This is a genomic window from Bradyrhizobium sp. USDA 3256, from assembly GCF_054058275.1.
The window spans coordinates 3,200,046-3,224,508 of sequence record NZ_JBSSAE010000002.1 but is presented as its reverse complement, the minus strand read 5'-3'; the positions used below and the strand labels follow the sequence as shown (position 1 = coordinate 3,224,508).

At 65.2% G+C, this 24,463-nt stretch carries 21 protein-coding genes; 11 read left to right on the top strand and 10 right to left on the bottom strand.

Annotation, left to right across the window (positions count from 1 at the left end):
- The first annotated feature begins 126 nt into the window (after window positions 1-126).
- The 4 genes from pxpB to ACVWY5_RS16760 all read left to right on the top strand — a co-directional run bounded on the left by pxpB (window position 127) and on the right by ACVWY5_RS16760 (window position 3,262).
- On the top strand, window positions 127-858 hold the full coding sequence (gene pxpB / locus ACVWY5_RS16775) for a 5-oxoprolinase subunit PxpB (RefSeq protein ID WP_028332033.1): 732 nt from the start codon (window positions 127-129) through the stop codon (window positions 856-858).
- Entirely contained in the window at window positions 855-1,889 is a 1,035-nt protein-coding gene (locus ACVWY5_RS16770; protein WP_028332034.1) for a 5-oxoprolinase subunit C family protein, read from the top strand. The genes pxpB and ACVWY5_RS16770 overlap by 4 nt, the downstream gene beginning before the upstream one ends.
- Window positions 1,890-1,919: 30 nt before the next feature.
- Window positions 1,920-2,693 carry a LamB/YcsF family protein gene (locus ACVWY5_RS16765; RefSeq protein ID WP_028332035.1) on the top strand — a complete coding sequence of 258 codons (774 nt, stop codon included), beginning with the start codon at window positions 1,920-1,922 and terminating at the stop codon, window positions 2,691-2,693.
- 152 nt (window positions 2,694-2,845) lie between these two features.
- Window positions 2,846-3,262 carry a hypothetical protein gene (locus ACVWY5_RS16760; RefSeq protein ID WP_051375997.1) on the top strand — a complete coding sequence of 139 codons (417 nt, stop codon included), beginning with the start codon at window positions 2,846-2,848 and terminating at the stop codon, window positions 3,260-3,262.
- A gap of 74 nt (window positions 3,263-3,336) precedes the next feature.
- On the opposite strand, the gene ACVWY5_RS16755 is transcribed toward ACVWY5_RS16760, so the two are convergent.
- The 3 genes from ACVWY5_RS16755 to ACVWY5_RS16745 form a co-directional block, all read right to left on the bottom strand.
- Window positions 3,337-3,489, bottom strand: coding sequence for a hypothetical protein (locus tag ACVWY5_RS16755; protein WP_321177265.1), 153 nt, complete (start codon window positions 3,487-3,489; stop codon window positions 3,337-3,339).
- A 342-nt stretch (window positions 3,490-3,831) separates the two neighbouring features.
- Window positions 3,832-4,989: a CmpA/NrtA family ABC transporter substrate-binding protein gene (locus ACVWY5_RS16750; RefSeq protein ID WP_028332036.1), complete on the bottom strand. Its 1,158-nt coding sequence runs from the start codon at window positions 4,987-4,989 to the stop codon at window positions 3,832-3,834.
- The gene (locus ACVWY5_RS16745) at window positions 4,986-5,576 is read right to left on the bottom strand and encodes an ANTAR domain-containing response regulator (protein WP_028332037.1); all 591 of its coding nucleotides are present in this window, start codon (window positions 5,574-5,576) and stop codon (window positions 4,986-4,988) included. The genes ACVWY5_RS16750 and ACVWY5_RS16745 overlap by 4 nt, the downstream gene beginning before the upstream one ends.
- A gap of 116 nt (window positions 5,577-5,692) precedes the next feature.
- Here ACVWY5_RS16745 and rimO point away from each other — a divergent pair, with 116 nt between their 5' ends.
- A complete protein-coding gene (rimO, locus tag ACVWY5_RS16740) occupies window positions 5,693-7,018 on the top strand; it encodes a 30S ribosomal protein S12 methylthiotransferase RimO (protein ID WP_028332038.1) in 1,326 nt (441 codons plus the stop codon).
- 235 nt (window positions 7,019-7,253) lie between these two features.
- On the top strand, window positions 7,254-8,450 hold the full coding sequence (locus ACVWY5_RS16735) for an acetylornithine transaminase (RefSeq protein ID WP_028332039.1): 1,197 nt from the start codon (window positions 7,254-7,256) through the stop codon (window positions 8,448-8,450).
- 117 nt (window positions 8,451-8,567) lie between these two features.
- Here the strand turns inward: ACVWY5_RS16735 and ACVWY5_RS16730 are convergent, their stop codons facing one another.
- The 3 genes from ACVWY5_RS16730 to pcsA all read right to left on the bottom strand — a co-directional run bounded on the left by ACVWY5_RS16730 (window position 8,568) and on the right by pcsA (window position 11,151).
- The gene (locus ACVWY5_RS16730; RefSeq protein ID WP_028332040.1) at window positions 8,568-9,542 is read right to left on the bottom strand and encodes a quinone oxidoreductase family protein; all 975 of its coding nucleotides are present in this window, start codon (window positions 9,540-9,542) and stop codon (window positions 8,568-8,570) included.
- Window positions 9,543-9,700: 158 nt separating this feature from the next.
- Window positions 9,701-10,426 carry a TerC family protein gene (locus ACVWY5_RS16725; RefSeq protein ID WP_028332041.1) on the bottom strand — a complete coding sequence of 242 codons (726 nt, stop codon included), beginning with the start codon at window positions 10,424-10,426 and terminating at the stop codon, window positions 9,701-9,703.
- Entirely contained in the window at window positions 10,423-11,151 is a 729-nt protein-coding gene (gene pcsA / locus ACVWY5_RS16720) for a phosphatidylcholine synthase (RefSeq protein WP_051375998.1), read from the bottom strand. Before pcsA ends, ACVWY5_RS16725 begins: the two co-directional genes overlap by 4 nt.
- Window positions 11,152-11,283: 132 nt before the next feature.
- Between pcsA and ACVWY5_RS16715 the strand changes: the two genes are divergently transcribed.
- Window positions 11,284-12,468 carry a UbiH/UbiF family hydroxylase gene (locus tag ACVWY5_RS16715; RefSeq protein WP_028332043.1) on the top strand — a complete coding sequence of 395 codons (1,185 nt, stop codon included), beginning with the start codon at window positions 11,284-11,286 and terminating at the stop codon, window positions 12,466-12,468.
- A gap of 70 nt (window positions 12,469-12,538) precedes the next feature.
- Here the strand turns inward: ACVWY5_RS16715 and ACVWY5_RS16710 are convergent, their stop codons facing one another.
- Window positions 12,539-13,492 carry an AEC family transporter gene (locus ACVWY5_RS16710; RefSeq protein WP_028332044.1) on the bottom strand — a complete coding sequence of 318 codons (954 nt, stop codon included), beginning with the start codon at window positions 13,490-13,492 and terminating at the stop codon, window positions 12,539-12,541.
- A gap of 121 nt (window positions 13,493-13,613) precedes the next feature.
- Between ACVWY5_RS16710 and hspQ the strand changes: the two genes are divergently transcribed.
- Window positions 13,614-13,946, top strand: a complete 333-nt coding sequence (hspQ, locus tag ACVWY5_RS16705) for a heat shock protein HspQ (protein ID WP_021081543.1) — start codon at window positions 13,614-13,616, stop codon at window positions 13,944-13,946.
- Window positions 13,947-13,993: 47 nt separating this feature from the next.
- On the opposite strand, the gene ACVWY5_RS16700 is transcribed toward hspQ, so the two are convergent.
- Together ACVWY5_RS16700 and ACVWY5_RS16695 are read right to left on the bottom strand one after the other, a co-directional pair.
- Window positions 13,994-15,268, bottom strand: a complete 1,275-nt coding sequence (locus ACVWY5_RS16700) for an MFS transporter (RefSeq protein ID WP_028332045.1) — start codon at window positions 15,266-15,268, stop codon at window positions 13,994-13,996.
- A 340-nt stretch (window positions 15,269-15,608) separates the two neighbouring features.
- Complete coding sequence (locus ACVWY5_RS16695; RefSeq protein WP_028332046.1) at window positions 15,609-16,439, bottom strand: invasion associated locus B family protein; 831 nt, start codon at window positions 16,437-16,439, stop codon at window positions 15,609-15,611.
- A gap of 400 nt (window positions 16,440-16,839) precedes the next feature.
- Between ACVWY5_RS16695 and ACVWY5_RS16690 the strand changes: the two genes are divergently transcribed.
- The 3 genes from ACVWY5_RS16690 to ACVWY5_RS16680 all read left to right on the top strand — a co-directional run bounded on the left by ACVWY5_RS16690 (window position 16,840) and on the right by ACVWY5_RS16680 (window position 21,490).
- Window positions 16,840-18,576 carry an extracellular solute-binding protein gene (locus tag ACVWY5_RS16690; protein WP_321177291.1) on the top strand — a complete coding sequence of 579 codons (1,737 nt, stop codon included), beginning with the start codon at window positions 16,840-16,842 and terminating at the stop codon, window positions 18,574-18,576.
- 28 nt (window positions 18,577-18,604) lie between these two features.
- Window positions 18,605-20,158, top strand: coding sequence for a class I adenylate-forming enzyme family protein (locus ACVWY5_RS16685; protein ID WP_028332048.1), 1,554 nt, complete (start codon window positions 18,605-18,607; stop codon window positions 20,156-20,158).
- A gap of 105 nt (window positions 20,159-20,263) precedes the next feature.
- Window positions 20,264-21,490, top strand: a complete 1,227-nt coding sequence (locus ACVWY5_RS16680; RefSeq protein WP_028332049.1) for a hypothetical protein — start codon at window positions 20,264-20,266, stop codon at window positions 21,488-21,490.
- 154 nt (window positions 21,491-21,644) lie between these two features.
- Here ACVWY5_RS16680 and ACVWY5_RS16675 read toward each other — a convergent pair whose 3' ends face one another.
- Window positions 21,645-24,314, bottom strand: coding sequence for an arylsulfatase (locus ACVWY5_RS16675; RefSeq protein ID WP_028332050.1), 2,670 nt, complete (start codon window positions 24,312-24,314; stop codon window positions 21,645-21,647).
- Window positions 24,315-24,463: the final 149 nt, after the last annotated feature.

Sequence of the window (24,463 nt, the reverse complement as noted above, 5' to 3'; positions counted from 1 at the left end):
GATCATCCAAATTTATCGCCAGCATGCCGATTAATTTATTGAAGTTGCTGCATCATTTTGCACGAAGCGAATTCCGTTTTATCTCGAAACACGCTAGCTTGATGGCTGACGACAGCGCTTGACCCAATGGCCGAACCCTTAAGTCCTCCCCGCCTTTTGCCGAGTGGCGACAGCGCCATCACGGTGGAATTCAGCCGCACCATCGATGACGCCGCCAACCGGCGGGTGCTGGCGCTCGACCGCGTGATCGCTGCCGAGCCGATCGCCGGCATCACCGAGACCGTGCCGACCTACCGGTCGCTGCTGGTGCATTACGACCCCGTCCAGATCAGCTTCGATGCGCTCGGCGGGCAACTACTGGCACGCGCGGCCAAGGCGCCGCCGACCGAGACCGGAACGCGGCGCTGGCGGATTCCCGTGACCTATGGCGGCGAGCATGGCATCGATCTCGAGGACGTCGCGAAGGCGCTCAAAACCACGCCGGACGAGGTCGTGGCGCGCCATGTCGCCGGCGACTATCGGGTCGCCATGATCGGCTTCACGCCTGGCTGGTCCTATCTCAGCGGGCTGGAGACCTTCCTGCACATGCCGCGGCGCAAGGACCCGCGGCTGCTGACCCCGGCCGGCACCATTTCGATCGGCGGCATCCAGACCGGCGTGCAGTGCCTGGCCGGCCCGAGCGGCTGGCACCTGCTCGGCCGCACGCCAGTGAGGACCTACCAGTTGCATCGCGATCCGACCTTCCTGCTGGAGCCGGGCGATGCCATCACCTTCACCGCGATCGACGCCAAGACCTTTGCCGAACAGGACCGCGCCGCCGAGGCCGGCGAGTTCGTCGCTGAACTGGTGACGCCATGAGCAAGCTCGTCGTCACCTCGATCGGCCCGGCAAGCTCGGTGCAGGACGGCGGACGTCCGGGCTCGCAGCGCTACGGCCTGACGCCGAGCGGCGCGATGGACCGCCTTTCGCTGGCGGCCGCCAACACGCTGGTCGGCAATGAGCTGTACGCTGCCGCGGTGGAGATCGGCCCGTTCGGCGCCAGCTTCACCGCGCGCGGCGGTACGGTGCGCGTCGGGCTCGCCGGCGCGTCGCGCAATGCCGATATCGGCGGCCGGCCGGTCGCGTTCGACAGCTCGGCAACGATCGCCGAAGGTGAGACGCTCACTCTCGGCTTCGCGCGCGGCGGCTCGTTCAGCTATCTCGCGATCGAGCACGGCATCGAGGGCGAGCCGATGTTCGGCAGCCTCGCCGTCAACGCCCGCGCCGGGCTCGGCAGCCCCTACCCGCGGCCGCTGCAAAGCGGCGACGGGTTGACGACGCAGGCTGCAAGCGGCGCGCCCGAACGCCGCATCGAAATGCCGGCCGCGACCGATGCGCCGATCCGCATCGTGTTCGGCCCGCAGGACGACGAGTTCGCCGAGGACAACAAGAAACTGTTGGTCGACAGCGAGTGGAAGATCTCGGCGACCAGCGACCGCATGGGCTATCGCCTCGAAGGTCCCGTCATCAAGCATCTCGACGGCCACAACATCGTCTCCGACGGCACCGTGAACGGCAGCATCCAGGTGCCCGGCAACGGGCAGCCGATCGTGCTGATGCCGGACCGCGGCACCAGCGGCGGCTATCCGAAGATCGCAACCGTGATCACGGCCGATTTCGGCCGCTTCGCGCAGATCTCGGCCGGCCGGCCGTTCCGCTTCAAGGCGGTGACGATGGCGGAAGCGCAGGCCGAGGCGATCAAGTTCCACGAGCTGCTGCGTTCCCTGCCCGACCGCCTCCGTGGCATTGAGGATTTTGGCCTCAACATCGAAGCGCTGCGGGATGCGAATGTCGCGGGTCAGGCCGTCAACGCCGTCGATGTGTCGACCTGGCAAGTTGCGCTACCCTGAATCTGTACAACAACAGACGGATCGATCGTCATGACCTCAACCATCGACCTCAATTGCGATCTCGGCGAAAGCTTTGGCCCCTGGGAAATGGGCAATGATGCCGCAATGATCGAGCTTGCGACCTCGGTCAACGTCGCCTGCGGCTTTCATGCCGGCGACGCCGACATCATGCGCAAGACGGTCGAGCTGGCGAAGGCGCGTGGCGTCAGCGTCGGCGCCCATCCCGGCTATCGCGATCTGCACGGCTTTGGCCGCCGCCCGATGCCGGGACTGACGTCCTCGGAGATCGAGAACCTGATCGCCTATCAGATCGGCGCGCTGCAGGCGATCGCGACCGCGGCCGGCCACAAGGTCACCCATGTGAAGGCGCATGGCGCGATTTCCAACGTCGCTTGCGAGGACGACATGACTGCACGAGCGATCGCCAATGCGATCAAGGCAGTCGACCCCAATCTCATCTTCGTGGTGCTCGCCAACTCAAAGCTGGTGCGCGCAGGTGAAGCGGCAAATCTGCGGATGGCGCATGAGGTGTTCGCCGACCGCGCCTATGAGGACGATGGCAACCTGGTGTCGCGCAAGAAGCCCGGCGCGGTGCTGCACGATCCCAAGGCGATTGCCGATCGTGTGGTGCGGATGGTGCAGGACGGTGCCGTCGTCTCGGTCACCGGCAAGGTGATCAAGATGCAGACCGATACCGTTTGTATCCACGGCGACACGCGTGGTGCCGTCGAGATCGCGCGCGGCCTGCGCGAGGCGCTGAAACAGGCGGGCATCACCGTTGCGCCGTTCAAGACCGCGTACTAAGCCGCGAACGCATTGATCAAAAAAAGGGCCGGCCGCCGCGCCGGCCCTTTTAGATTTCGTTAAGAGTCTTCTTAAACCCAAACTTGCCGTTTGATTGCTAGGTGCAGCTTCCGAGCCTTTGATTGTCCTCTTAGGAAATTGGGTACGAAAGCATGTTCCGCACCAGCCTCTCCTTCACCATCGCCGCGGTTGCTACCGCCGCCTTCACCAGCGCGGCATCCGCCGGCTGCTACAGCTGCTATACGCCGCCGCCGCAGCCGTGCACGACCTGCTATCAGGTGCAGAGCGTGCCGCCGCAGTATCGCACGGTGCAGGAGACCGTCATGGTGGCGCCGGGCCGCGTCGTCGCGCATCGCACGCCGGCACAGTATCGCACCGTGATGGTGCCGAAGACGGTGATGGTCGCGCCCGAAGGCGTCGCCTATGAGCGCATCGCGCCGCAATACGCCACGCAGGAGCGCACCGAAATGGTCTCGCCGGGCTATTCCTACTACGCGCCGGTTCAGCCGACCTGCAGCACCTGCGGTGGCGGCTACGGCTACGGATATGGTCGCGGCTACGGCTACTGAGCCGTCAGCATCCAGCCAACACGAAGCCGCCGCCTGAGGATATCAGACGGCGGCTCTTGAATTTTCCGAAGGGTTCAGAACGGGTGGACGGACAGCGTGCCGAACACGATGGCCGCGATCACCGCAAATGCGCTGTAGAACGCCGCCGTGTGAATTCCGGTCCCGGACTTCCGTGAAATGTGTCGCGCGTAAAGGTGCAGGCGGGCCTCCGCCGATAGCTCGCGCATGGTCGATCTCCAACGCGCCATTCTCGACCATATGGAATATCGTTCGCGTCCGGATTCAAGCGGGCGGCAAAAATAGCGATGCCGCCGCCTCCGGGAACTCGGTTCCGAGAGGAATATTCCTTCTCGTGCGCTCGGCCGAGAATCCTATTCGCCGCAATTCGAGGCGTCGGGAACCCGCAGCAGTCCCGCAAGAACCGAAAATCTCGAAAACAACCCCATACAAAGTAGCCGGAGGTGGATAGTCGAGGCGCTGCCGCTGCCGCGCCCGTTGCCCATCCTTGTCCCAGCAACAGGACGCACCGGTCGTGCACGAGCCGGCCGGAAGCGGCCGCTCCGTCACGCTCAGGCCTTCCAGCGCCCGATCTTGAACGCCGCCAGATGCCCCGGAACGTCGCCCGGGTCGAACGGCGGGCCGGCGAACGCCCCGATGGCGCTGGAGGCGCCGGCCGGGCGACCCGATGCGGCGTCGTAGAGGTCGGGCCTGAACACGGCCATGGCGGTCTTCAGCGCCTCCGGCCGGTACGGCGTTTGGCCCCAGCGAACCATCTGCGCATAGAGCCAGGCCGCCTGCCCCGGATCAGGCCGCGCCGCAGCCTCGCGCCCGACGAGCAAATAGCGATTGCTCTCGCGCATGGTGCCGTCGGGCGAAATCTTCAGGTGGCCATCGAGCGTGCGCTGGATGACGCTGGCATCGACACCAATCCGCTCGGGCTGCGCCAGGATGCCCGCGACCTCGGACCGGGTCTCGGGCCGCTCGATGAACTCCACGGCGCGCAGATGTGCACGCACCAGCGCCGCCACGGTGTCGGGATGCTTCTCCGACCAGCTCTGCCGCAGAGCCAATACCTTTTCCACCGCGCTGAGCAGGATGTCGGAGACGAAATGCAGGATGTGGCCGATGCCGAGATCGACCGCGATCGAATTCCAGGGTGCGCCGACGCAAAACGCGTCGACATGGCCGTTGGCGAGACTGTCGACCATGTAGGGCGGCGGCAGCACCACGAGTTGGACATCCTCATCGGGATCGACGCCGCCGGCGGCCATCCAGAACCGCAACTGGTAATTGTGGGTCGAGAACGGGAAGGTCATGCCGAAGGTCAGCGGCTCTGCCCCGCTCTTCCGCCGCTTGGCCACCACGCGGGCGAGCGCCTGTGCGGTTGCCATCGGATCGAAGCGGTCGCCGTCGATCTCTTCCATCAGCGCGGCGTGCAGCGCCGGCGATACCGTGATGGCATTGCCGTTGAGCCCGAGGTTGAAGGGCGCCGCGATCGGCACCTTGACGTGACCGAGCCCGAGGCTCGAGGCGATCGCCACCGGCGCCAACAGATGAGCGGCGTCGAACAGGCCGATATTGAGCTTGTCGCGGACGTTCGACCACGACACTTCCCGCACCAGCGTGACGTCGAGGCCTTCGGACGCGGCAAATCCCTTGTCGACGGCAACGATCAGCGCGGCAGCGTCGACCAGCGGAATGAACCCGATGCGCAATGGTGTGGTCATTTCAGGAGCTCCGACGCCGTCAGGATCGATTGCGCGATCTCTCCGATCTTCTTTTTCTCGCGCATCGCGGTCGAGCGCATCAGCACGTAGGCCTCCTCCTCGGTCAGCCCCTTCACCTTCATCAGGATGCCCTTGGCGCGATCGATCACCTTGCGCTCCTCCAGCGCGTGCTTGGTGCGGTCGAGCTCGTCCTGCAACTTGGCGAAGGCATTGAAGCGGGAGACGCACAGATCGAGGATCGGCTTCATCCGCTCCTTCTTGAGACCATCGACGATGTAGGCGGAGACGCCCGCCTCGACCGAGGCCTGGATCGAGGCGGCGTCGCTCTGGTCGACGAACATCGCGATCGGCCGGCGGACCGCGCGGCTGACCTGGAACATTTGTTCCAGCACGTCGCGACTGGGGTTCTCGAGGTCGATGACGATGATCTCGGGGTCGAGCGCATAGATTCGCGAGAGCAGGCTCTGCATCTCGCTGATATGCACGACATCCGTATACCCGGCCTCCCGCAGTCCCTCCTCCAGGATGGCCGCTCGGATCGGGCTCTCGTCGACTATGACGATCTTGGGAGACGATTCAGCGCTCATCGACAACTCTTAAGGCCCGGCAGATGCATCCATATCATGCCGGAAGCCCCGGGAAAGGGTTGTAATTCTCGGCAATTGGGACTAGCTCCTGCCCATTCATCAGGCAGATCAGAGATATGCAAGAGGCCGCCGCGCCGAAAGTGAGCTTTGTGTCCTTGGGGTGCCCCAAGGCGCTGGTCGATTCCGAGCGCATCATCACCCGGCTGCGCGCGGAAGGCTATGAGCTGGCGCGCAAGCATGACGGCGCCGACATCGTCATCGTCAACACCTGCGGCTTTCTCGACAGCGCCAAGCAGGAATCGCTCGCCGCGATCGGCGAGGCCATGGCCGAGAACGGCAAGGTCATCGTCACCGGCTGCATGGGCGCCGAGCCAGAGCAGATCGAGAGCGCCTATCCCGGCGTGCTCTCGATCACGGGGCCACAGCAATATGAAAGCGTGCTGGACGCCGTGCATCGCGCGCTGCCGCCGGCGCACAACCCGCATATCGACCTGGTGCCGCCGCAGGGCGTCAAGCTGACGCCGCGGCACTACGCGTATTTGAAGATTTCCGAAGGCTGCAACAACCGCTGCAGCTTCTGCATCATCCCGAAGCTGCGCGGCGATCTGGTGTCGCGGCCTGCCAATGACGTGCTGCGCGAGGCCGAGAAGCTGGTGAAGGCCGGCGTCAAGGAATTGCTCGTCATTTCCCAGGACACCTCGGCCTATGGCGTCGACCTGAAATACGCCGAGAGTCCCTGGCAGGACCGCAGCGTCCGCGCAAAATTCTTCGATCTCGCCAAGGAGCTCGGCGAGCTCGGCGCCTGGGTGCGGCTGCAATATGTCTACCCCTACCCGCATGTCGACGAGGTCATCGGCCTGATGACCGAGGGCAAGGTGCTGCCCTATCTTGACATCCCCTTCCAGCATGCGAGCCCGGACGTGCTGCGCGCGATGAAGCGCCCGGCTGCGCAGGAGAAGACGCTGGCACGCATCCAGAAGTGGCGCGAGCAGTGCCCCGAGCTGACGCTGCGCTCGACCTTCATCGTCGGTTTCCCCGGCGAGACCGATTCCGACTTCGCCTATCTGCTCGACTGGCTCGATGAAGCCGGAATCGATCGCCTCGGCTGCTTCAAATACGAGCCGGTTGCCGGCGCCGCGTCGAATGCGATCGGCAATGCCGTGCCCGACGAGGTCCAGCAGGAGCGCTGGAATGCGCTGATGGCGCGGCAGCAGAAGATCTCCGCGAGGCGCCTGAAGCGCAAGGTCGGCACCCGCCAGCAGGTTATCATCGACGAGGTCGGCCCAACGGTGGCGAAGGGCCGGTCAAAGGCCGATGCGCCGGAGATCGACGGCGCCGTCTACCTCACCAGCCGCCGTCCGCTCAAGGTCGGCGAGATCGTCACCGCCAAGATCGAGCGCTCCGACCAATACGACCTGCACGGCAGCGTCGCCGGATTCTGACGCTTGACATGTTCCGGCGTTCGGCTGTATGGGCCTGCGCCATGAAGCTGAACCGGACCCACCGCCGCGCCATCTGCCGTCGTCGCACCCGCGACGATGCTGGGCTGCGCCGTGTCCGACGCCATCGCTGATCCTATAAATCAGCCAAGGTTTTCGAGAAGGCCGCGCCCCCAAAGCGCGGCCTTCTCGTTTTTCGGCCTGCCCTTTCCCAATACCGACCCCAGAGGAGAACGACATGACCAACGCCACCCATCCGTTCGATGCGCTGATGGACATCACCGCTCGCCCCGAGGTCGTCTTCGTGCGCGGCGCCGGCTCGTATTTGTGGGACAGCAACCGCAACCGCTATCTCGATTTCGTGCAGGGCTGGGCCGTCAATCCCCTCGGCCACTCGCCAGTCATCGTTGCCGACGCGCTGGCCGCGCAGGCCAGGCGGCTGCTGACGCCAAGCCCGGCGTTCTACAACGAGCAGAGCCTGAAACTGGCGAAGTTGCTAGTCGACAACAGCTGCTTCGACCAGGTGTTCTTCGCCAACTCAGGCGCGGAGGCCAATGAAGGCGCGATCAAGCTCGCGCGCAAATATGGCACGAAGTACAAGAATGGCGCGCACGAGATCATCACCTTCGAAGGCGGCTTCCACGGCCGCACGCTCGCGACCATGTCGGCCTCGGGCAAGAAGGCGTTCGAGCCCCTGTTCGAGCCGAAGGTCCCGGGCTTCCGCAAGGCCAGGCTGAACGACATCGAGTCGGTGCGAAAGCTGATCTCGTCGTCGACGGTCGCGGTCATGCTGGAGCCGATCCAGGGCGAGGCCGGCGTCTGGCCCGCGACGGATGAATTCCTCAGGGAGTTGCGGGCGCTGACCCAGCAGCGCGGCCTGCTCTTGATCGTCGACGAGATTCAGACCGGCATCGGCCGGACCGGAAAGCTGTTCGGCTATCAGCACGCCGGGGTCGAGCCCGACATCATGACGCTCGGCAAGGGCATCGGCGGCGGCGTGCCGCTCGCGGCCCTGCTCGCGACCGAGCATGCCTCGTGCTTCGATCACGGCGACCAAGGCGGCACCTTCAACGGCAATCCGCTGATGTGCGCCGCAGGGCTTGCCGTGCTCGATCAGATCAGCAAGCCCGATTTCCTGAAATCGGTTGTCGATGCCGGCCTATTGCTCGAGCGCGAATTGCAGCGGCTGTCGTCGCGGCACGGTCTCGGCGAGATCAGGGGCCGCGGCCTCCTGCTGGCGCTCGACCTCAAGATTCCGATCGGCGCCGCCGTGGTTGCCGAGGCGTTCGCGGCCGGCGTGCTGATCAATTCGCCGCAGCCGGACGCGCTGCGCTTCATGCCGGCGCTCAACGTGACGCGGGAGGAGATTTCCCTTGTCATCGACTGCCTGGATACCGTGCTGACCAAGGTCGGCGCGGCGCGGCGGGTGGCGTAGCAATCGCCCAGTCGTTCCGGGGCGACGCGCAGCATCAAACCCGGAATCTCGAGATTCCCCGGTGCGCAATTGCGCACCTGAGGTTCACGCTTCGCGTGCCCCGGAATGACGATCTCTCTACGGCCGCAAAATTGCCGCGCCGGTGGTCGCCCGGCTCTCCAGATCGATATGCGCTTTGGCCGCGTCCTTGAGCGCATAGGCGTGGTTGATCGGCACGTGCAGCTTGCCGTTGATCACGGCGGCGAACAGCGTGTCGGCGCCTTCGAGCAACTCCTTGCGGGTGCCGACATAGTCGTTGAGCTTGGGCCGCGTCGCGAACAGCGAGCCGTGGTTGTTGAGTTCGGCAAGCGGGAACGGCGGCACCGGACCCGATGCGTTGCCGAAGGAGACGAACAGACCGCGCGGCCTGAGGCAGGACAGCGATCCCGGGAACGTGGTCTTGCCGACGCCGTCATAGACGACGTCGCAGAGCTCGCCGCGGCTGATCTGCTTGACGCGTTCGACGAAGTTCTCCTCGTTGTAGAGGATGACGTGATCGCAGCCATTGGCGAGCGCGAGATCGGCCTTCGCCTTCGAGCCGACGGTGCCGATGACATGCGCGCCAAGCGCCCGCGCCCACTGGCAGGCGAGCAGCCCGATGCCGCCCGCCGCGGCGTGGATCAGCACGCGATGGCCGTGCTCGACCTTGAAGGTCTTGTGCAGGAGATACCAGACCGTGAGGCCCTTCAGCATCAGCACGGCGCCCTGCTCGTAGGTGATATGGTCGGGCAGCTTGACGAGCTTGTCGGCCGGGATGACGCGCTCGGACGCGTAGCCGCCGAGATTGTAGTAGTAGGCGACGCGATCGCCGGGGTGGAAATTGGTCACGCCCGGCCCCACGGCCAACACCTCGCCTGCGGCCTCGTTGCCCGCGATGAACGGCAGGCCGGGCGCCTTGTAGAGGCCGGTGCGGAAATAGACGTCGATGAAGTTCAGACCGACCGCGTGCTGGCGGATCCGGATCTCGCCCGTCCCCGGGGCGCCCACCTCGACGTCCTCATAGGTCAGGACCTCCGGGCCCCCCACCTGGTGCACGCGCACAGCCTTGGTCATGTCGTCGCTCCCCTCAATATCAGCGTCAAGCGAGCGAATGCCATCGCGGCCGGCTTGTCAACCAAGCGGGCCGGAACCGGCCATGGCATGATCCGGAAAAGCGCGAAGCGGTCTTCCCGCGCGACAAACGCGCAGCGTTTGCGCGGAGACAATGCCGATTAGCGCGCCGGCTTCCTGCGGTTGCGCTTGGCCATGACGTTGAACGCCTCGACAGCGGCCGAGAAGGCGATCGCGAAATAGATATAGCCGCGCGGGATGTGGAATTTGAAGCCGTCGGCCACCAGCGCCACGCCGATCAGCACCAGGAAGGCCAGCGCCAGCATCTTGGTGGTCGGGTGCTCCGCGACAAAGCGCGCCACCGGTCCCGACGAGATGTACATGATGGCGCAGGCGATCACCACCGCCGCGATCATGATCTCGATGTCCTGCGCCATGCCGATCGCGGTGATGATCGAATCCAGCGAGAACACCAAGTCGATGATGATGATCTGCACGATCACCCAGAAGAACGCACTGGCGCTCGGCCTGTCGTCGGCTTCCCCCTCGCGCGCCTCGACCTCGCCGTGGATCTCGTGGGTCGCTTTCGCGATCAGGAACAGGCCGCCGCCGATCAGGATGATGTCGCGCCACGACAGCGCGACGTCCTTCACTGATATGACCGGTTGGGTCAGCCCGATCAGCCAGACCAGGATCGAGAGCAGCAGAATGCGGAACACCAGCGCCAGCAGCAGGCCGATCTGCCGCGCGCGCTTGGCCTGCGCGGGCGGGATCCGCGACACGATCACCGACAGGAAAATCACGTTGTCGATGCCGAGCACGATCTCGAGCGCAGTCAGCGTCAACAGCGCCGCCCAGGCTTCCGGGCTGGTGATCAATTGCATCATGCTCTGAAGGCTTTCATCCGGCGGATCACGGTATCGCTGCCGACGATGTAGACGGCGATGGCGCAGAGACCGAAAGTGATCGGCGCTCCGACCACGAAATCGTTGGCAAGCGTGTACATGCCGAGCAGCGCCCATGCGCCGAGCAGCCACAGCGTGAGCCAGCGCAGCCGCACCACACGCAGCGGATGCAGCACGTGGAACGGCGCGAAGGTCAGCACGATCAGGAGCGCGACCACGATCGTCGACAGCACCGGCGGCAGGTGCAGAAGGAACAGGTAGAACGCCGCCGCATTCCACAGCGCCGGGAAGCCGCGGAAATGGTTGTCATCGGCCTTCATGCGGCGGTCGGCGAAATACAGCGCGCTGGAGACCACGATGCCGATGCCGAGGATCGGCGCCGCCAGCGGCAGCAGCATGCCGCTCGCGGTGATCGCATAGGCCGGCACGAACACATAGGTAACGAAATCAACCACCAGGTCGAGCACCTCGCCCGACCAGTTCGGCTGCAGCCGCACTACGTCGAGACGGCGCGCCAGCGGGCCGTCGATCCCGTCGATGACCAGCGCGACCCCAAGCCAGGCGAACATGTTGGCCCAGTGCTCGCGCACCGCCTCCAGCATCGCCAGCAGCGCGACCCCGGCGCCCAGCGCCGTGAAAATATGAACGGAGAATGCGGCGGTCCGCATCCGTTCTGGCAACGCATCGGGCTGGCTCGAATGCTCCATCGGCCGAGTGCTATCAGGAATCGGAGCGGTTTGCATATGCGGTCTTGCGGCGTTCCGCCGCGCAAAGCGTTGGAAACTCTTGGTGGTTACCGATGGCTTGAAAATCGGGCCAAGCATGTCAAATGTCCTGGTATGACCGACAGCTCGCTGGATTATGACGTTATCGTAATAGGCGGCGGTCCGGCCGGATTGACGGCTGCGATTGCCCTTGCCGACGCAGGTGCACGGACCGCGCTGCTGGCGCGCCGCGCGCCCTATGCCGACAACCGGACCACCGCGCTGCTCGGTGCCTCGACCGATATCCTGGAGCGGCTGGACGTCTGGCGGCGCTGCAGCGACCGAGCGGCGGCGCTCAAGACCATGCGCCTCGTCGATGACACCGGCCGCCTGATCCGTGCGCCCGAGGTGCGCTTCTCGTCCGATGAGATCGGCCGCGAGCAGTTCGGCTTCAACATCGACAACCGCTCGCTGGTCGCGGCGCTCGAGGACCGCGCCGGCGAACTGTCCGCGCTGACGCGGTTCGACGATGAAGCCGCCTCGGTGCGGCCGGACGCTGCCGCGGTCACCGTGGTGACGCGTCAGGGCCAGTCGCTTCAGGCCCGGCTCGTGGTCGGTGCCGACGGGCGCAATTCATTGTCCCGCGAGGCCGCCGGCATCGAGGTGACAAGCCGCGAGCTCGGGCAGTCCGCCCTCACCTTCAACGTCACCCACACCCGGCCGCACCACAACATCTCTACCGAGTTCCACACCGAGCACGGCCCCTGCGTGTTCGTGCCGCTCAGCGGCAACCGAAGCAGCGTGGTCTGGGTCTCGGCGCCCAAGGAGGCCGAACGGCTGATGGCACTCGGCGACGACGAATTGTCCCTCGCCGCCGAGCGACAATCGCATTCCATCCTCGGCCGCATCGAGGTCCAGGGCGGCCGTCACGTGTTTCCGCTCGCCATCGAGCGGCCGCGGCAATTCGCCAAGAACCGGATCGCGCTGGTCGGGGAATCCGCCCATGTGCTGCCGCCGATCGGCGCGCAGGGTCTCAATATGGGACTGCGCGATGCCGCCGATATCGCCGAGATCACGGGTCAGGCGATCGGTCGTGGCGAAGATCCCGGCGCGCCCAATGTGCTGTCGCGCTACCAGGCGGCGCGGCGCCCCGATGTCGCCAGCCGGACCTGGGCGATCGATATCGCCAACCGGTCGCTGCTGAGTGATTTCCTCGGCATGCAGACGGCGCGCGCTGCCGGACTGCATCTGCTCGGCGCATTCGGCCCGTTGCGGCGCCTCGCGATGCGCGAAGGCCTCGCGCCGTCGTGGCGGCGGTGAGCAAAGCGTTTTCGAGCGAAGTGGGTACCGGTTCGCGTTAAGAAAACGCGTCAAATAAGAAGCGCGCCGATCAGGGAAACACCAGCCGTCCGCTCTGGATGAACCACATCACGCTGGTCAGCGTGACCACCGAGGCGAAGGTGCCGATCAGCACCGCGACCGACGCCGGCTCGATCCAGGTGTCGTTCTGCCGCGCGATCACGAACACGTTGAGCGCCGGCGGCAGTGAGGCCATCAGCACCGCCGTCGCAGCCCAAGGCTGCGCGAACGGGCCGAACAGCAGCATCAGGCCGAACGCCAGCAGCGGATGGATCAAAAGCTTGATCGCGACCACGCCCGGGACCTCCCACGGCACCCGCTCGAACGGCCGCAGCGCCACCGTGATGCCGAGCACGAACAGCGCCGTCGGCGCGGCGGCATTTTCCAGGAACTGGATGGTGCGATCGAGCGCGACCGGGATCGGGATGTGAAAGCCGGCGACCAGCGCCCCGAACACCGCCGACATGATCAGCGGGTTCTGCACGATCTGCCGCAGCACCACGCCGAGTGCGTGCAGCAGCGAGGGATGATCGCGGTCGGTGAGCTCGATCAGCAGCGGCACGATCGAGAACAGGAAGATGCTGTCGCAGCAGAAGATCAGCGCGGTCGGCGCCGCCGCCTTGGCACCGAGCACGGCGAGCGCGAGGCCGGGCCCCATATAGCCGATATTGCCGTAGGCGCCCGACAGGCCGGCCAGCGTCGCCTCGCGCAGCGTGAGCCCGCCGATCACCTTGCCCGCGACCATCGCCAGGAAGAATGCGAGCACGGTTCCGAGCGTGGTGGCGATCAGGAATGGCGGGTTGTTCAGCTCCGCAAACGGCGTCTTGGACATGATCCCGAACAGCAGCGCCGGCAACGAAACGTAAAGCAGGAAGAAATTCATCCAGGCGAGCCCGCTCTCGGGCAAACCCTTGGCCTTGCCGCACGCATAGCCGATGAAGATCAAGCCGAAATACGACAACGCCAGATTGAGGATATCGATCATTCTGAAAGTAGTTTCTCGGCCGGATTTCGGGTCGTTTTTGCAGAGCTGGAATCGGTAAAGCGTGGGCTAATTCGGACCTTAGCCCCTAGCATCGGCCACAATGTTGGTCTATCGACGAGCCATGATCAAAGCGCGCACCGCCAAGTTTCAGATCGGGCAGATCGTCCGTCACCGGGTGTTCTCCTTCCGGGGCGTGATTTTTGATATCGACCCGGAGTTCAACAACACCGAGGAATGGTGGCTGTCGATCCCCGAGGACATGCGGCCGCACAAGGACCAGCCGTTCTACCATCTGCTCGCGGAAAACTCGGAAACCGAATACGTCGCCTATGTCTCGGAGCAGAACCTCTTGCCCGACGAGTCCGGCGAGCCGATCCGGCATTCGCAGGTGGCGGAGATCTTCATCAAGGACAAATCGGGCGGCTACCGTCCGCGCAATCCGTCGCTGAACTGAGCTCCGGCGGCGGTCCGGCGAATGCCACGGCGTTCGCGCTGCCACGCTCACACACCCTCGCGCTTGGCCAAGACAACCGCGATCGCCCAGACCGCAAAGCCCGCCAGCGCCAGCCCCGCGCCGACCAGGCCGGTCGACGTCCAGCCGTAGCCGGCTGCGACCGCCATTCCGCCGAGCCACGGCCCCAGCGCATTGGCGACGTTAAAGGCGGAATGGTTGAGCGCCGCAGCGAGGCTCTGCGCCTCGCCCGCGACGTCCATCAGGCGGGTCTGCAGCACGGTGGCGAGCGCCCCGCCCAGACCGATCAGGAACACGTCGGCGGTCAGCGTCCAGAAATCTCCTGCCGCCAGCGGATAGAGCGCGAGCGTCGCCGCCGACCACAGCAGGAGCCCGCCCGCGGTTGCCATCAGCGCGCGGTCGGCGAAGCGCGGCACGATGATGTTGCCGGCGGTGAGGCCGGCGCCGAATACGCATAGCGTCACCGGCACCAGTGCGGGCGACGTGTGCGTCACCGCCAGCATGGTCGACGCCAGATAGGTGTAGACCGAGAACAGCCCGCCGAAACCGATGGCGCCGATAGCCAGCGTCAGCCAGACATGCTTGCGCCCGAGTGCCGACAGTTCGCGCAGCGGGCTCGCCTTGCTGCTGGCGGCATCGCGCGGGGCGAAGATCAGGACCAGCATCGCGGTCAAGAGCGCGAGGCCGGCGACGATCGCGAAGGCCCAGCGCCAGCCGATTGCCTGCCCGACCCCGTTGGCGAGCGGAACGCCGATCGTCGTCGCGATGGTGAGCCCCAGCAGCACGCGGCCGACGGCCGCCGTGCGCTTGTCCGTCGGGACCAGCGAGGCCGCGACCAGCATGGCGATGCCGAAATAGGCGCCGTGCGGCAGCCCCGCCAGGAAGCGCAGCGCCAGCATGGTGTGATAATCGGGCGCCAGCCCCGAAAGGCCGTTCATCAGCGCGAAGAAGCCCATCAGCACGATCAGCAGCGTCCGCCGGGTCATGCGCGCCGACAGCACCGCGATGACCGGCGCACCGACGACGACGCCGAGTGCGTAGGCGCTGATCGCGTGGCCCGCCTGGGGCTCACTGACGTGCAGGTCGTGGGCGAAGAACGGCAACAGGCTCATGGTCGCGAATTCGGCGATGCCGATCGCAAAGCCGCCCATCGCCAGCGCGAGATGGACGATGCCGGGATGAAACGTTCCGGGGACGTTGTCCTGGCTGACGCGAACGCCGGCATCGACCGAAGCACCGCCGGTCGGCTGCTCCCGAGGCCGGGAGCGCAGTTCCCGCCGCTGCGTGCTGACTTGCTGGGACATTGCGCGACTTCCATGGCTGCGAACGGCGGCCAGGATTCGCGGAAAGACCCACGCGCGCATTTGCGCATCGAAGGCGCTGTTCGCGCTTTCGTCTGGCCTCCCGTATCGGATTTATGATTGTGCTTCGACGCCGGACTTGTCCGGACGAGGCACCAACGATGCGCGCTCATCGCGCGACGCAATCGAAGCACCCTGCGGCGACCATCGCACACGATCTGCACGATCACCAGCGCAGCAGGCTGCCAGCAGCCAGTCTGTTTCGCATGACAAAAAAGGCGCCCTTCCGGGCGCCTTTTGATCGCGATGATCTCGCGCTTTCTTGAACGCGTGATTGAAGTGTTTACTTGGCCGCCGGGTTGGCCGGCGCCGGAGCCTGCGCGGAGCCACCGCCCGCGCCTTCCAGCTTCTTGCGCTGCTCTTCGGCGCGCTTCTGCAACTCTTCCTGCAGCTTCTTCGAGTTTTCCTCGAACACCTTCGGATCGGTCGGCGGGCCGTCATAGGCCTTGGCGAATTCGGTGTTGAGCGGCAGCGGCAGCGTCAGCGGCGCGCCGTTGGAATTGATCGCCTGGACCACGAGGTTCTGGCCCTTTTTCATGTTGGCGATCAGCTCGGGCGTTGCTTCATAGTCGGACATGCAGCCGTTCTGGAAGCAGATCACATAGGGCGCCTGCTGCGGCGGGTTGCCGTCGACGATGATGCGGGTGCCGTGCACGAGCTGCATGCCGAGCGGCAGCGTGACGCGCAGGATCTTCTTCGGCTCGCCTTCCGGCTCGATGATCACGGCGGCGATCACCGGCTGGCCGGACTCGATGCGGCCGTCCTTGCCGGTGAAGCAGACCTGCTTGGCGTTGGCTTCCTGGCCCTTCAGGCAGAACTTGGTCCAGGGGGCGTAGATCAGTTGGATCTGCTGATCCTGCGCCGGCGGCTGGCCGGCCGCAGCGGGCGGCTGGCCGGCGGCCGGTGCTTGGGCGGGCGCCTGGGCTGCCGGAGCCTTCGGAGCTGCCTTGGGTGCCGCCTTGGGCGCAGCCTTCGGTGCCGCAGGCGCCGGCGCTGCCGGCTGCTGGGCCTGAGCGGCAGGAACCAGGAGCGCTGCAGAGAATGCCGTCGCCGCCATCAGGGCGACAATTCGCCCATGCGGCCGGACCGGGGCGGCCAAGATACGGAAATTCATTGCGGAAAACCCTTTCTGAACGGAAGCCCGAAACCGCTGCAGGCGCCGACACATAGCCGTTTGGGCGGCTGTCTCCTAGTCAATTGAGGCGGATACGTGACAGGCGTTCCCGCCTTCGAATTGCACGCCTTCAATACAGCGGCGTGCGGAAAGATCAATGCCGACAAGCGTATTTGCGCCCATCTCGCGGCGAGTTTCAGCCGCCTGTGATAAACCTCCGGACGTGACGTTTCGCGAATCAAATCCGGCGCCTCACGCACGTGTTCCCGGGCACACTTGGCGCGCCGCATGGGCCGCCATCTGGCTGGCGTTGGGATTCCTGGGCTTGGGATTTCCGGTCTTGGGATTCCTGACGAGCGGGCTGGTCGCTGCGGCCGCCGCCGAGAGCCACGCGATCGCGATGCATGGCGCCCCCGCGCTGCCACCCGACTTTACCCACCTGCCCTACGCCAATCCCGACGCGTCCAAGGGCGGTCGCCTGGTTCAGGGCGTGATCGGCACCTTCGACAGTCTCAATCCCCTGATCATCAGGGGCGTCCCCGTGCAGCAGGTCAGGGGCTACGGCTATGAGCGCGGTTATGTCTACGAAAGCCTGATGGCGCGGGGCAATAACGAGCCGTTCACGCTGTACGGCCTGCTCGCGCGCAGCGTCGAGACCGACGACGCCAGAAGCTATGTGACATTCCACATCGATCCCCGCGCCCGCTTTTCGGATGGCCGGCCGGTGCTGGCCGACGACGTGTTGTTCTCGCTGGCGCTGCTGCGCGACCACGGCCGTCCAATGCACCGTCAGTATTATTCGAAAGTCGCAAAGGCCGAGGAGCTCGACCCGCTCACGGTCCGGTTCGATTTCGGCGGCGTGGCGGATCGCGAATTGCCGCTGATCCTCGGCCTGATGCCGATCCTGCCGCGGCACGCCATCGACCCCGAAAAATTCGAGGAAACCAGCTTGGCGCCGCCGATCGGGTCCGGCCCCTACCGCGTGACGGCGGTCAAGCCCGGCGCCAGCGTGACCTTCACGCGCGATCCCAATTATTGGGGCCGCGACCTGCCCATCAATTGCGGCCTCTGGAACTTCGACGAGATCAGGCTCGATTACTACCGCGAGGCCAACGGCATGTTCGAGGCCTTCAAGCGTGGCCTGTATGATTTCCGGACCGAGACCGAGCCGCTGCGCTGGCACGAAGGTTATGACTTCCCGGCGGCGCGCAACGGCGAGGTGATCCGCGACACCATCAAGATCGGCACGCCGCGGCCGTCCGAATTCCTGGTTTTCAACAGCCGGCGGCCGAAATTCGCCGACCTGCGGGTGCGTCAGGCACTGGCGATGCTGTTCGATTTCGAATGGGTCAACCGCAACTATTATTTCGGACTGTTCTCGCGCGCCGGCGGTTTCTTTGCGGGATCGGATCTGTCCGCCTATGGCCGCCCCGCCGACGATCGCGAGCGCGAGCTGCTCAAGCCATACCTGTCGCACATCCAGCCCGATATCCTCGACGGCCGCTATCGTCTGCCGGTCACCGACGGGTCGGGGCGCGACCGCGGCCTCCTGCGCACTGCGCTCGCGCTGCTCGCCGAGGCGGGCTACGCGCTCGACGGCACAGTCTTGAAGCAGCGCTCGACAGGGACGCCGCTGCGCATCGAGATCCTGGTGACGACGCGCGAGCATGAGCGGATCGCCCTCGCCTATCAGCGTGACCTGAAGCGAGCCGGCATCGAAGCCGCGGTGCGGGTGGTCGACGCGGTGCAGTTCGAGCAGCGCCGGGTCGGCTATGACTTCGACATGATCCCCATCCGCTGGGACCAGTCGCTGTCGCCGGGCAACGAGCAATGGTTCTACTGGGGCAGCCAGGCCGCCGATTTGCCGGGCACAAGGAATTACATGGGCGCCAGGGACCCCGCCATCGACGCCATGATCGCGGCGCTGCTCGCGGCGCGCGAGCGGCCGGCCTTCGTCTCGGCGGTCCGGGCGCTGGACCGGGCCCTGATGTCGGGCTTCTACGCTATCCCCCTATTTAACTTGGGAGAGCAATGGATCGCGCGCTGGAATCGGATAGAACGGCCTTCGACCACGGCGTTGACGGGCTACCTGCCGGAGACTTGGTGGCAGCAGAAGCCCGGCACGCAATCCAGATGATTTGCCGAGTGATACGACCCGACGCGGCATGACCTGGTCCGAGCGAAGCGATGCAACCGACGTTGAACCCGTGAACCAGTCGATCACCTCGCCAACGCTCGATACCCTGTTCAAGCGCACTTTGGCGCGGCAGCCCGAGGCGCTGGCGCTGGTCGACCCGCTCAACAAGCAGCGCATCACCGGACAGACCCGCAAGCGCCTGACCTATGCCCAGGCCGACCGCGCGATCTCGGCGATCGCCGCCCACTTTGTGCAGAGCGGATTGCCGGCCAACACGGTGATCGCCGTGCAGCTGCCCGGCACGGTCGAATTCGCCCTGACGGTTCTTGCCGCGCATCGGGTCGGCCTCGTGGTGGTGCCGCTGCCGCTGCTGTGGCGGCAGGCCGAGCTGACGTCCGTGCTCAACCGCACCGCGGCGCGGGCGATCGTCAGCTGCGGCCGGATCGACGGCGTCTCGTATGCCGACATCGCCATGAACGCCGCGGCGGAAGCGTTCTCGATCCGCCATGTCTGCGGCTTCGGGACCGATCTGCCCGAAGGCATGGCGTCGCTCGACCAGGCGATCCTGGAGGACTCCCGGGCCTCGCGCCCGATGATCGAGGACGGCCGCAAGCCGGCGCTGATCTCGTTCGACGTCACCAGCGAAGGTCTTCGTCCGGTGCCGCGGGCGCATTTCGGCCTGATTGCCGGCGGGCTCGCGATGTCGCTGGAGAGCGATCTGCCGCAAGGCGCCACCATCATGTCGGCGTTCGCGCCGATGTCGTTCGCCGGCATCTGCGCGTCGCTGGTGACCTGGCTGCTGTCGGGCGGAACGCTGGTGCTGCACCACCCGTTCGACGAGGACGCGTTCGAGACCCAGTTCAACGATCACACCTGCAACACGCTAATCGCGCCGGCGCAGCTCGCACTGCGGCTCGACGAGCGCGGCCTGTCGGAGCGCCTGCCCAGCCTGCGCACCGTGATCGGCCTCTGGCGTACGCCCGAGCAAGTTGCCTCCAGCCCGCACTGGGGCTCGCGGCGGGTGACGATGACCGACGTCTATCTGTTCGGCGAGGCCGGGCTGTTCGGCGCCCGCCGCACCGCCGAGGACGGATCGCCGGCCGTGATCAAGCCGGGGCCGCACAGTGCGCCGCGCGAAGCGCCCGGCGCATCGGTCGCCGGGGAGATCCTGCTGACGCCGAAGGGCACGCTCGGCCTGCGCGGCCCGATGGTGCCGGTCGCCGCCTATGCGCCGCCGCCTCCGCCCGGCGACAGCCTGATCGCGCCGTCGCCGCGCGATTTCGTCGACACCGAATATGCCGCGCGGGTCGATCGCGCGACCGGAGCGATCAACATCACCGCGCCGCCGTCGGGGGTGATGACGGTCGGCGGCTACCGCTTCCTCGCCCAGGAGCTGCAGGAATGGTCGCGCCGCCTCGGCCAGGGCGCGCTGCTCACCGCATTGCCGGACCGTCTCAGCGGCCACCGGCTGGCCGGACGGGCGCACGACAATGCGCGCGCCCGTGACGCCCTCACAGAACTTGGGCTTAACCCCTTGATGGTCGAAGCGTTTCGCGACCGTGGCGGCGCCGGGGTGAGTTAAAATCTTATCATTGTGTTAGTCTTATCATTGTGTTGACGCCGCATTAAGCCATGCGAACTAGCATCGCAGCTGTTGCTGATTTCTGCATTGGTTTCGAGCGTTCGAATGTCTCAACAAGGTCCGGTCCTCATTGTATCGGCGTCGGCAAAGCCGTCGTTCGCCGCAGTCCTCGATGAGACGAAACTGTTCCCGGTCGTGGTCACCGACTGGAACGAGGCCGGACGGGCCATCGAGCAGGTCAAGCCGGCCGCGATCATCGCGGCCGCCGAGGGGGTCGACTTCGTCACCCTGTCGGGTCTCGCCAAGCGCGCCGCCGCCCGCGCGCCGTATCTGCCGCTGATCGCGGTCGATCCCGCGACCACCCTGCCCGACACCGTGATCGCATTCTTCCAGAACAAGGGTCTGCCGGATCGGCTGGTGGCCCGGCTCAACGCGTCCTTACGCGTTCGCGCGCTGCATGCCACCGTGATGCGCCGCCTGGTGCCGCCGGCACCGATCGCCCTGTCTGACATCGATCCGATCGGAGAGGCCACCGCGCTGTTGATCGGTCGCGGCGGCGCCTACCCGACGCTGTCGGTCGCGCTCGGCGAGCGCGCCGGCGTGGTCGGCGCCCTCAGCATCGAGGCTGCCGCCAAGCATCTCAGTAGCCGCGATATCGACGGCATCGTGCTGGCGGAAGGCTTCACGCCGCGGGTGATGGATGCATTCCTGACCGTGCTGACCGAGGATGTCCGCTTCCGCCCGTTGCCCGTGATCGTCGCCTCGGGCGAGCTGACGCCGCGATACGAGTTGCCCAATCTCGAGATCGTCACCGCCGGGCCGACCCGCATCGCCGACATGGCGCTGCCGATGATCCGCCAGCACGCCTTCGAGGCGCGGCTCGGCCGCATGCTGAAGGCGATCGACGCCAAGGGTCTGATCGATGCCCGCACCGGCCTGCTCACCAAGGCCGCGTTCGAGCGCGACTTCGCGACCGCCGTCTACCAGACCGCCGAGCGCGGCGGCGCGCTCTCGGTGGCGCGCTTCACCTTCGACGAAGCACAACCCCGCGCGCAATTCGACGGCGCACGGATCATCAGCCGGCTGATGCGCCAGGTCGATTTCGGCGCGGTGCATGACGACCGCTCGCTGGTCGTGGCATTCGCCGGCACCGACCTGCGCAACGCACAAGCGATCACGCGACGTCTGGCAAGCGTGATGCGCCACACCCAGAACGGCCGCCGCGATGCCCGCTCCGAGCCCGCAGTCAGCGTCGCAACGCTGATGCCGGGCGATTCCGCGATCTCCTTGCTCGGGCGCCTGTTCGGAACGCCGGAGCGCGCGGCGTCTTAAGCCGTGAACCTATCATTTGCCGGCTGAACGGTTACCGGCGTCCGCTATGCCCCGATAGCGATTGAACTCCACAGCGCAACGAAATGACGCGGTGGGCCAACAAGCGACATGTGAAGGTGCAAGAGACTGCCCGAAGGCGATCTCGCCACCGGTATCACTGCTGGACGCATTGCTGGACGAACTTGATACGGTCCACGATGCCGAGCCCCTGCGCCTCGGCCTGCTTGCGACAGCCCTCGCGCTTGTCGATCCGCAACTGGATCTTCTCGACAAGGCTTACGCCAACAGTGCCGACCTGCGGCGTGACCGAAGCCGTCTTTCCGGGGTCGGCGGAAGGACCGTCACCAGCCGCACGCGCAGCCTCCTGCAGACGCTTGACATCCTCCGGGCTCAGCTTTGGACGGTCGATGTCCAGCGAGATCTTGTCGATCTTGCCTGTGAAGGCGAATGGCGTCTGATAATCATTGTCGTCGACCGGCGTGCCCGTGTCGGAGCCGATGTCAAACGCCTCGTCCCACTGCAGGATAAACGGCAGCGTATGCTCCATCTTCTCTGTGGCTACCGCGTTGCCATCAACTTTCAGCGTGCCGGTGCCGCCCTGTCCGATGCCGCTGTAGTTGCCGAACACCATGGTGGCAGCGCCAAGGCCATCGTACTTGAAGTCGAACTCGATCACGTGCTTGCCGGGGGGTAGCCCCGACCCCTCCCAGCGCACGCGCTTGAGGTCGACGAGATTCCAGGTGAACACGGGCTTGCTGTTCAGGACATAGAGCCCATAGCCGCCGAAACGACCGCCCTGGGTCACAAGCATGCCCTCAGCGCCGCCTTGCGGAATGTCCACTTCGGCTTTGAAGGTGTAGGAGGAGTTGAGGATGCTCGGTGCGTCGCCATTCGGCGTGCCCGTGATCGGCCGGGTCCAGCTGAACTTGGTGCGGGCAGCACTGAGGCTCGGACGCGGCGTGACGAGGCGGGCGGCCACCGAGGAGTCGAGCGGCAGCACCTGGTACTTTTCCGCCTCCTTCCAAAACATCGCCTGCAGTTCCTTCAGCTTGTCCGGATACTTGGCGGCGACATCCTCGGCCTGCGTCCAGTCGTTGCGGAGATCGTAGAACTCCCACGGGTAATCCTGCGGGCTCGGCAGTTTGGCAATCGTCACCCATGGTGGTCGCAGGACCTTGGTGCTCGCGATCCAGCCATCATTGTAGAGCGCGCGGTCGGCGAACATTTCGAAATATTGCGTCTTGTGGGTGGACGGCGCATCCGCGTTCTTCTGATCAAACGTGTACATCATGCTGACGCCCTCGATCGGGCTTTGCTTGATGCCGTCGACGATGTCGGGCTGCTTGATCTGGGCCGCCTCGAGAATGGTCGGCACAACGTCGATGACGTGGTGGAACTGGCTCCGGATACCGCCCTTGTCCTTGATCGCCGCTGGCCAGGAAATCGCCATGCCCTGGCGCGTGCCGCCAAAATGCGACACGATCTGTTTGGTCCAGGAGAACGGTGTGTCAAACGCCCAGGCCCAGCCGATCGACATGTGATTGTAGGTGCGATCGGTGCCCCATACGTCGTAGAAATATTTGAGCTGATCTTCGACGGACGGGTTGATCTGGTTGAACATCGCCACTTCGTTCGGCGTTCCGTTCGGCTGGCCTTCCGCGCTGGTGCCGTTGTCGCCCTCGATGTAGATGATCAAAGTGTTGTCGAGCTTGCCCATGTCTTCGATAGACTGAATGACACGACCAATTTCGTTGTCGGCATAGGCGGCGTAGGCCGCAAACACCTCAGCTTGGCGGATGAACAGCTTCTTCTCATCGGCCGAAAGCTGATCCCATTCCTTGATCAGATCCTTCGGCCATGGCGTCAGCTTTGCATTCTGTGGAATGACTCCGAGCCGCTTCTGGTTCTCGAAGATGGTGTCACGCAGCTTGTTCCAGCCTTGGTCGAACAGGTGCATGTCGCTGATCTTCTTGACCCACTCCGGCGTTGGGTGATGGGGGGCGTGCGTCGCACCCGGCGCGAACTTGACGAAGAACGGTGTGTCGGGCGAAAGCGCGTTCATACGATTTACGTAGTCGATCGCGTCGTCGGCCATCGCCGTCATCAAATTCCAACCGGGTTTACCTTCGTAAGGATAGATCGGCGTGGTGTTGCGAACGAGATTGCCGGGCTGCCACTGATTGGTGTCGCCGCCCATGAAGCCGTAGAAATATTCGAACCCCATGCCGGTCGGCCACTGATCGAACGGACCGGCCTGGCTCGACTGATATTCCGGCGTGTTGTGGTTCTTGCCAAACCAGGCTGTGCGATAGCCGTTGTCGGTGAGGATGCGGCCAATGGTGGCCTTGTCCTTGGTGATGACGCTGTCATAGCCGGGATAGCCGGTGGCCTGTTCGGCGACCACGCCATAGCCGACCGAATGATGGTTGCGCCCGGTAATGAGCGCGGCGCGCGTCGGCGAACACAGCGCGGTGGAATGGAAATTGGTGAAGCGTAGGCCGTTCTGGGCGACGCGGTCCAGCGCGGGTGTCGGAATCACGCCGCCGAATGTGCTCGGTACGCCATAGCCGGCATCGTCGGTAATGATCAACAGAACGTTCGGTGCTCCCTTGGGCGGCACGATCCGCGACGGCCAATAGGGCGACGACTGGGTTGCATCGCGTTCGATCTTGCCACCGAATTGTTGTGGAGGCGGCGGAAGCTGATTGCCGGGGATGGTGATCGTAGCCGCCGGCGAACCGGGGGTGCCGGCGGTGCCCTGCGCCAACGCAAACGTGGAGCTGGAGAGCAGAAATCCGATAGCGACAATACGAATTGCGCTCATTCCACCCTCCCTAAACAATAAATTGAAGATAGGGGAACGAGTCTGGCCCGGCGCAAGCGCGGAACATTGATGTAGATCAAGCCGGGAGCGCCGGCCGAAAGCCCGCTGTCCGTTTTGGGTCATTCGCGACCAGGTCGAGCGGGTAGCAA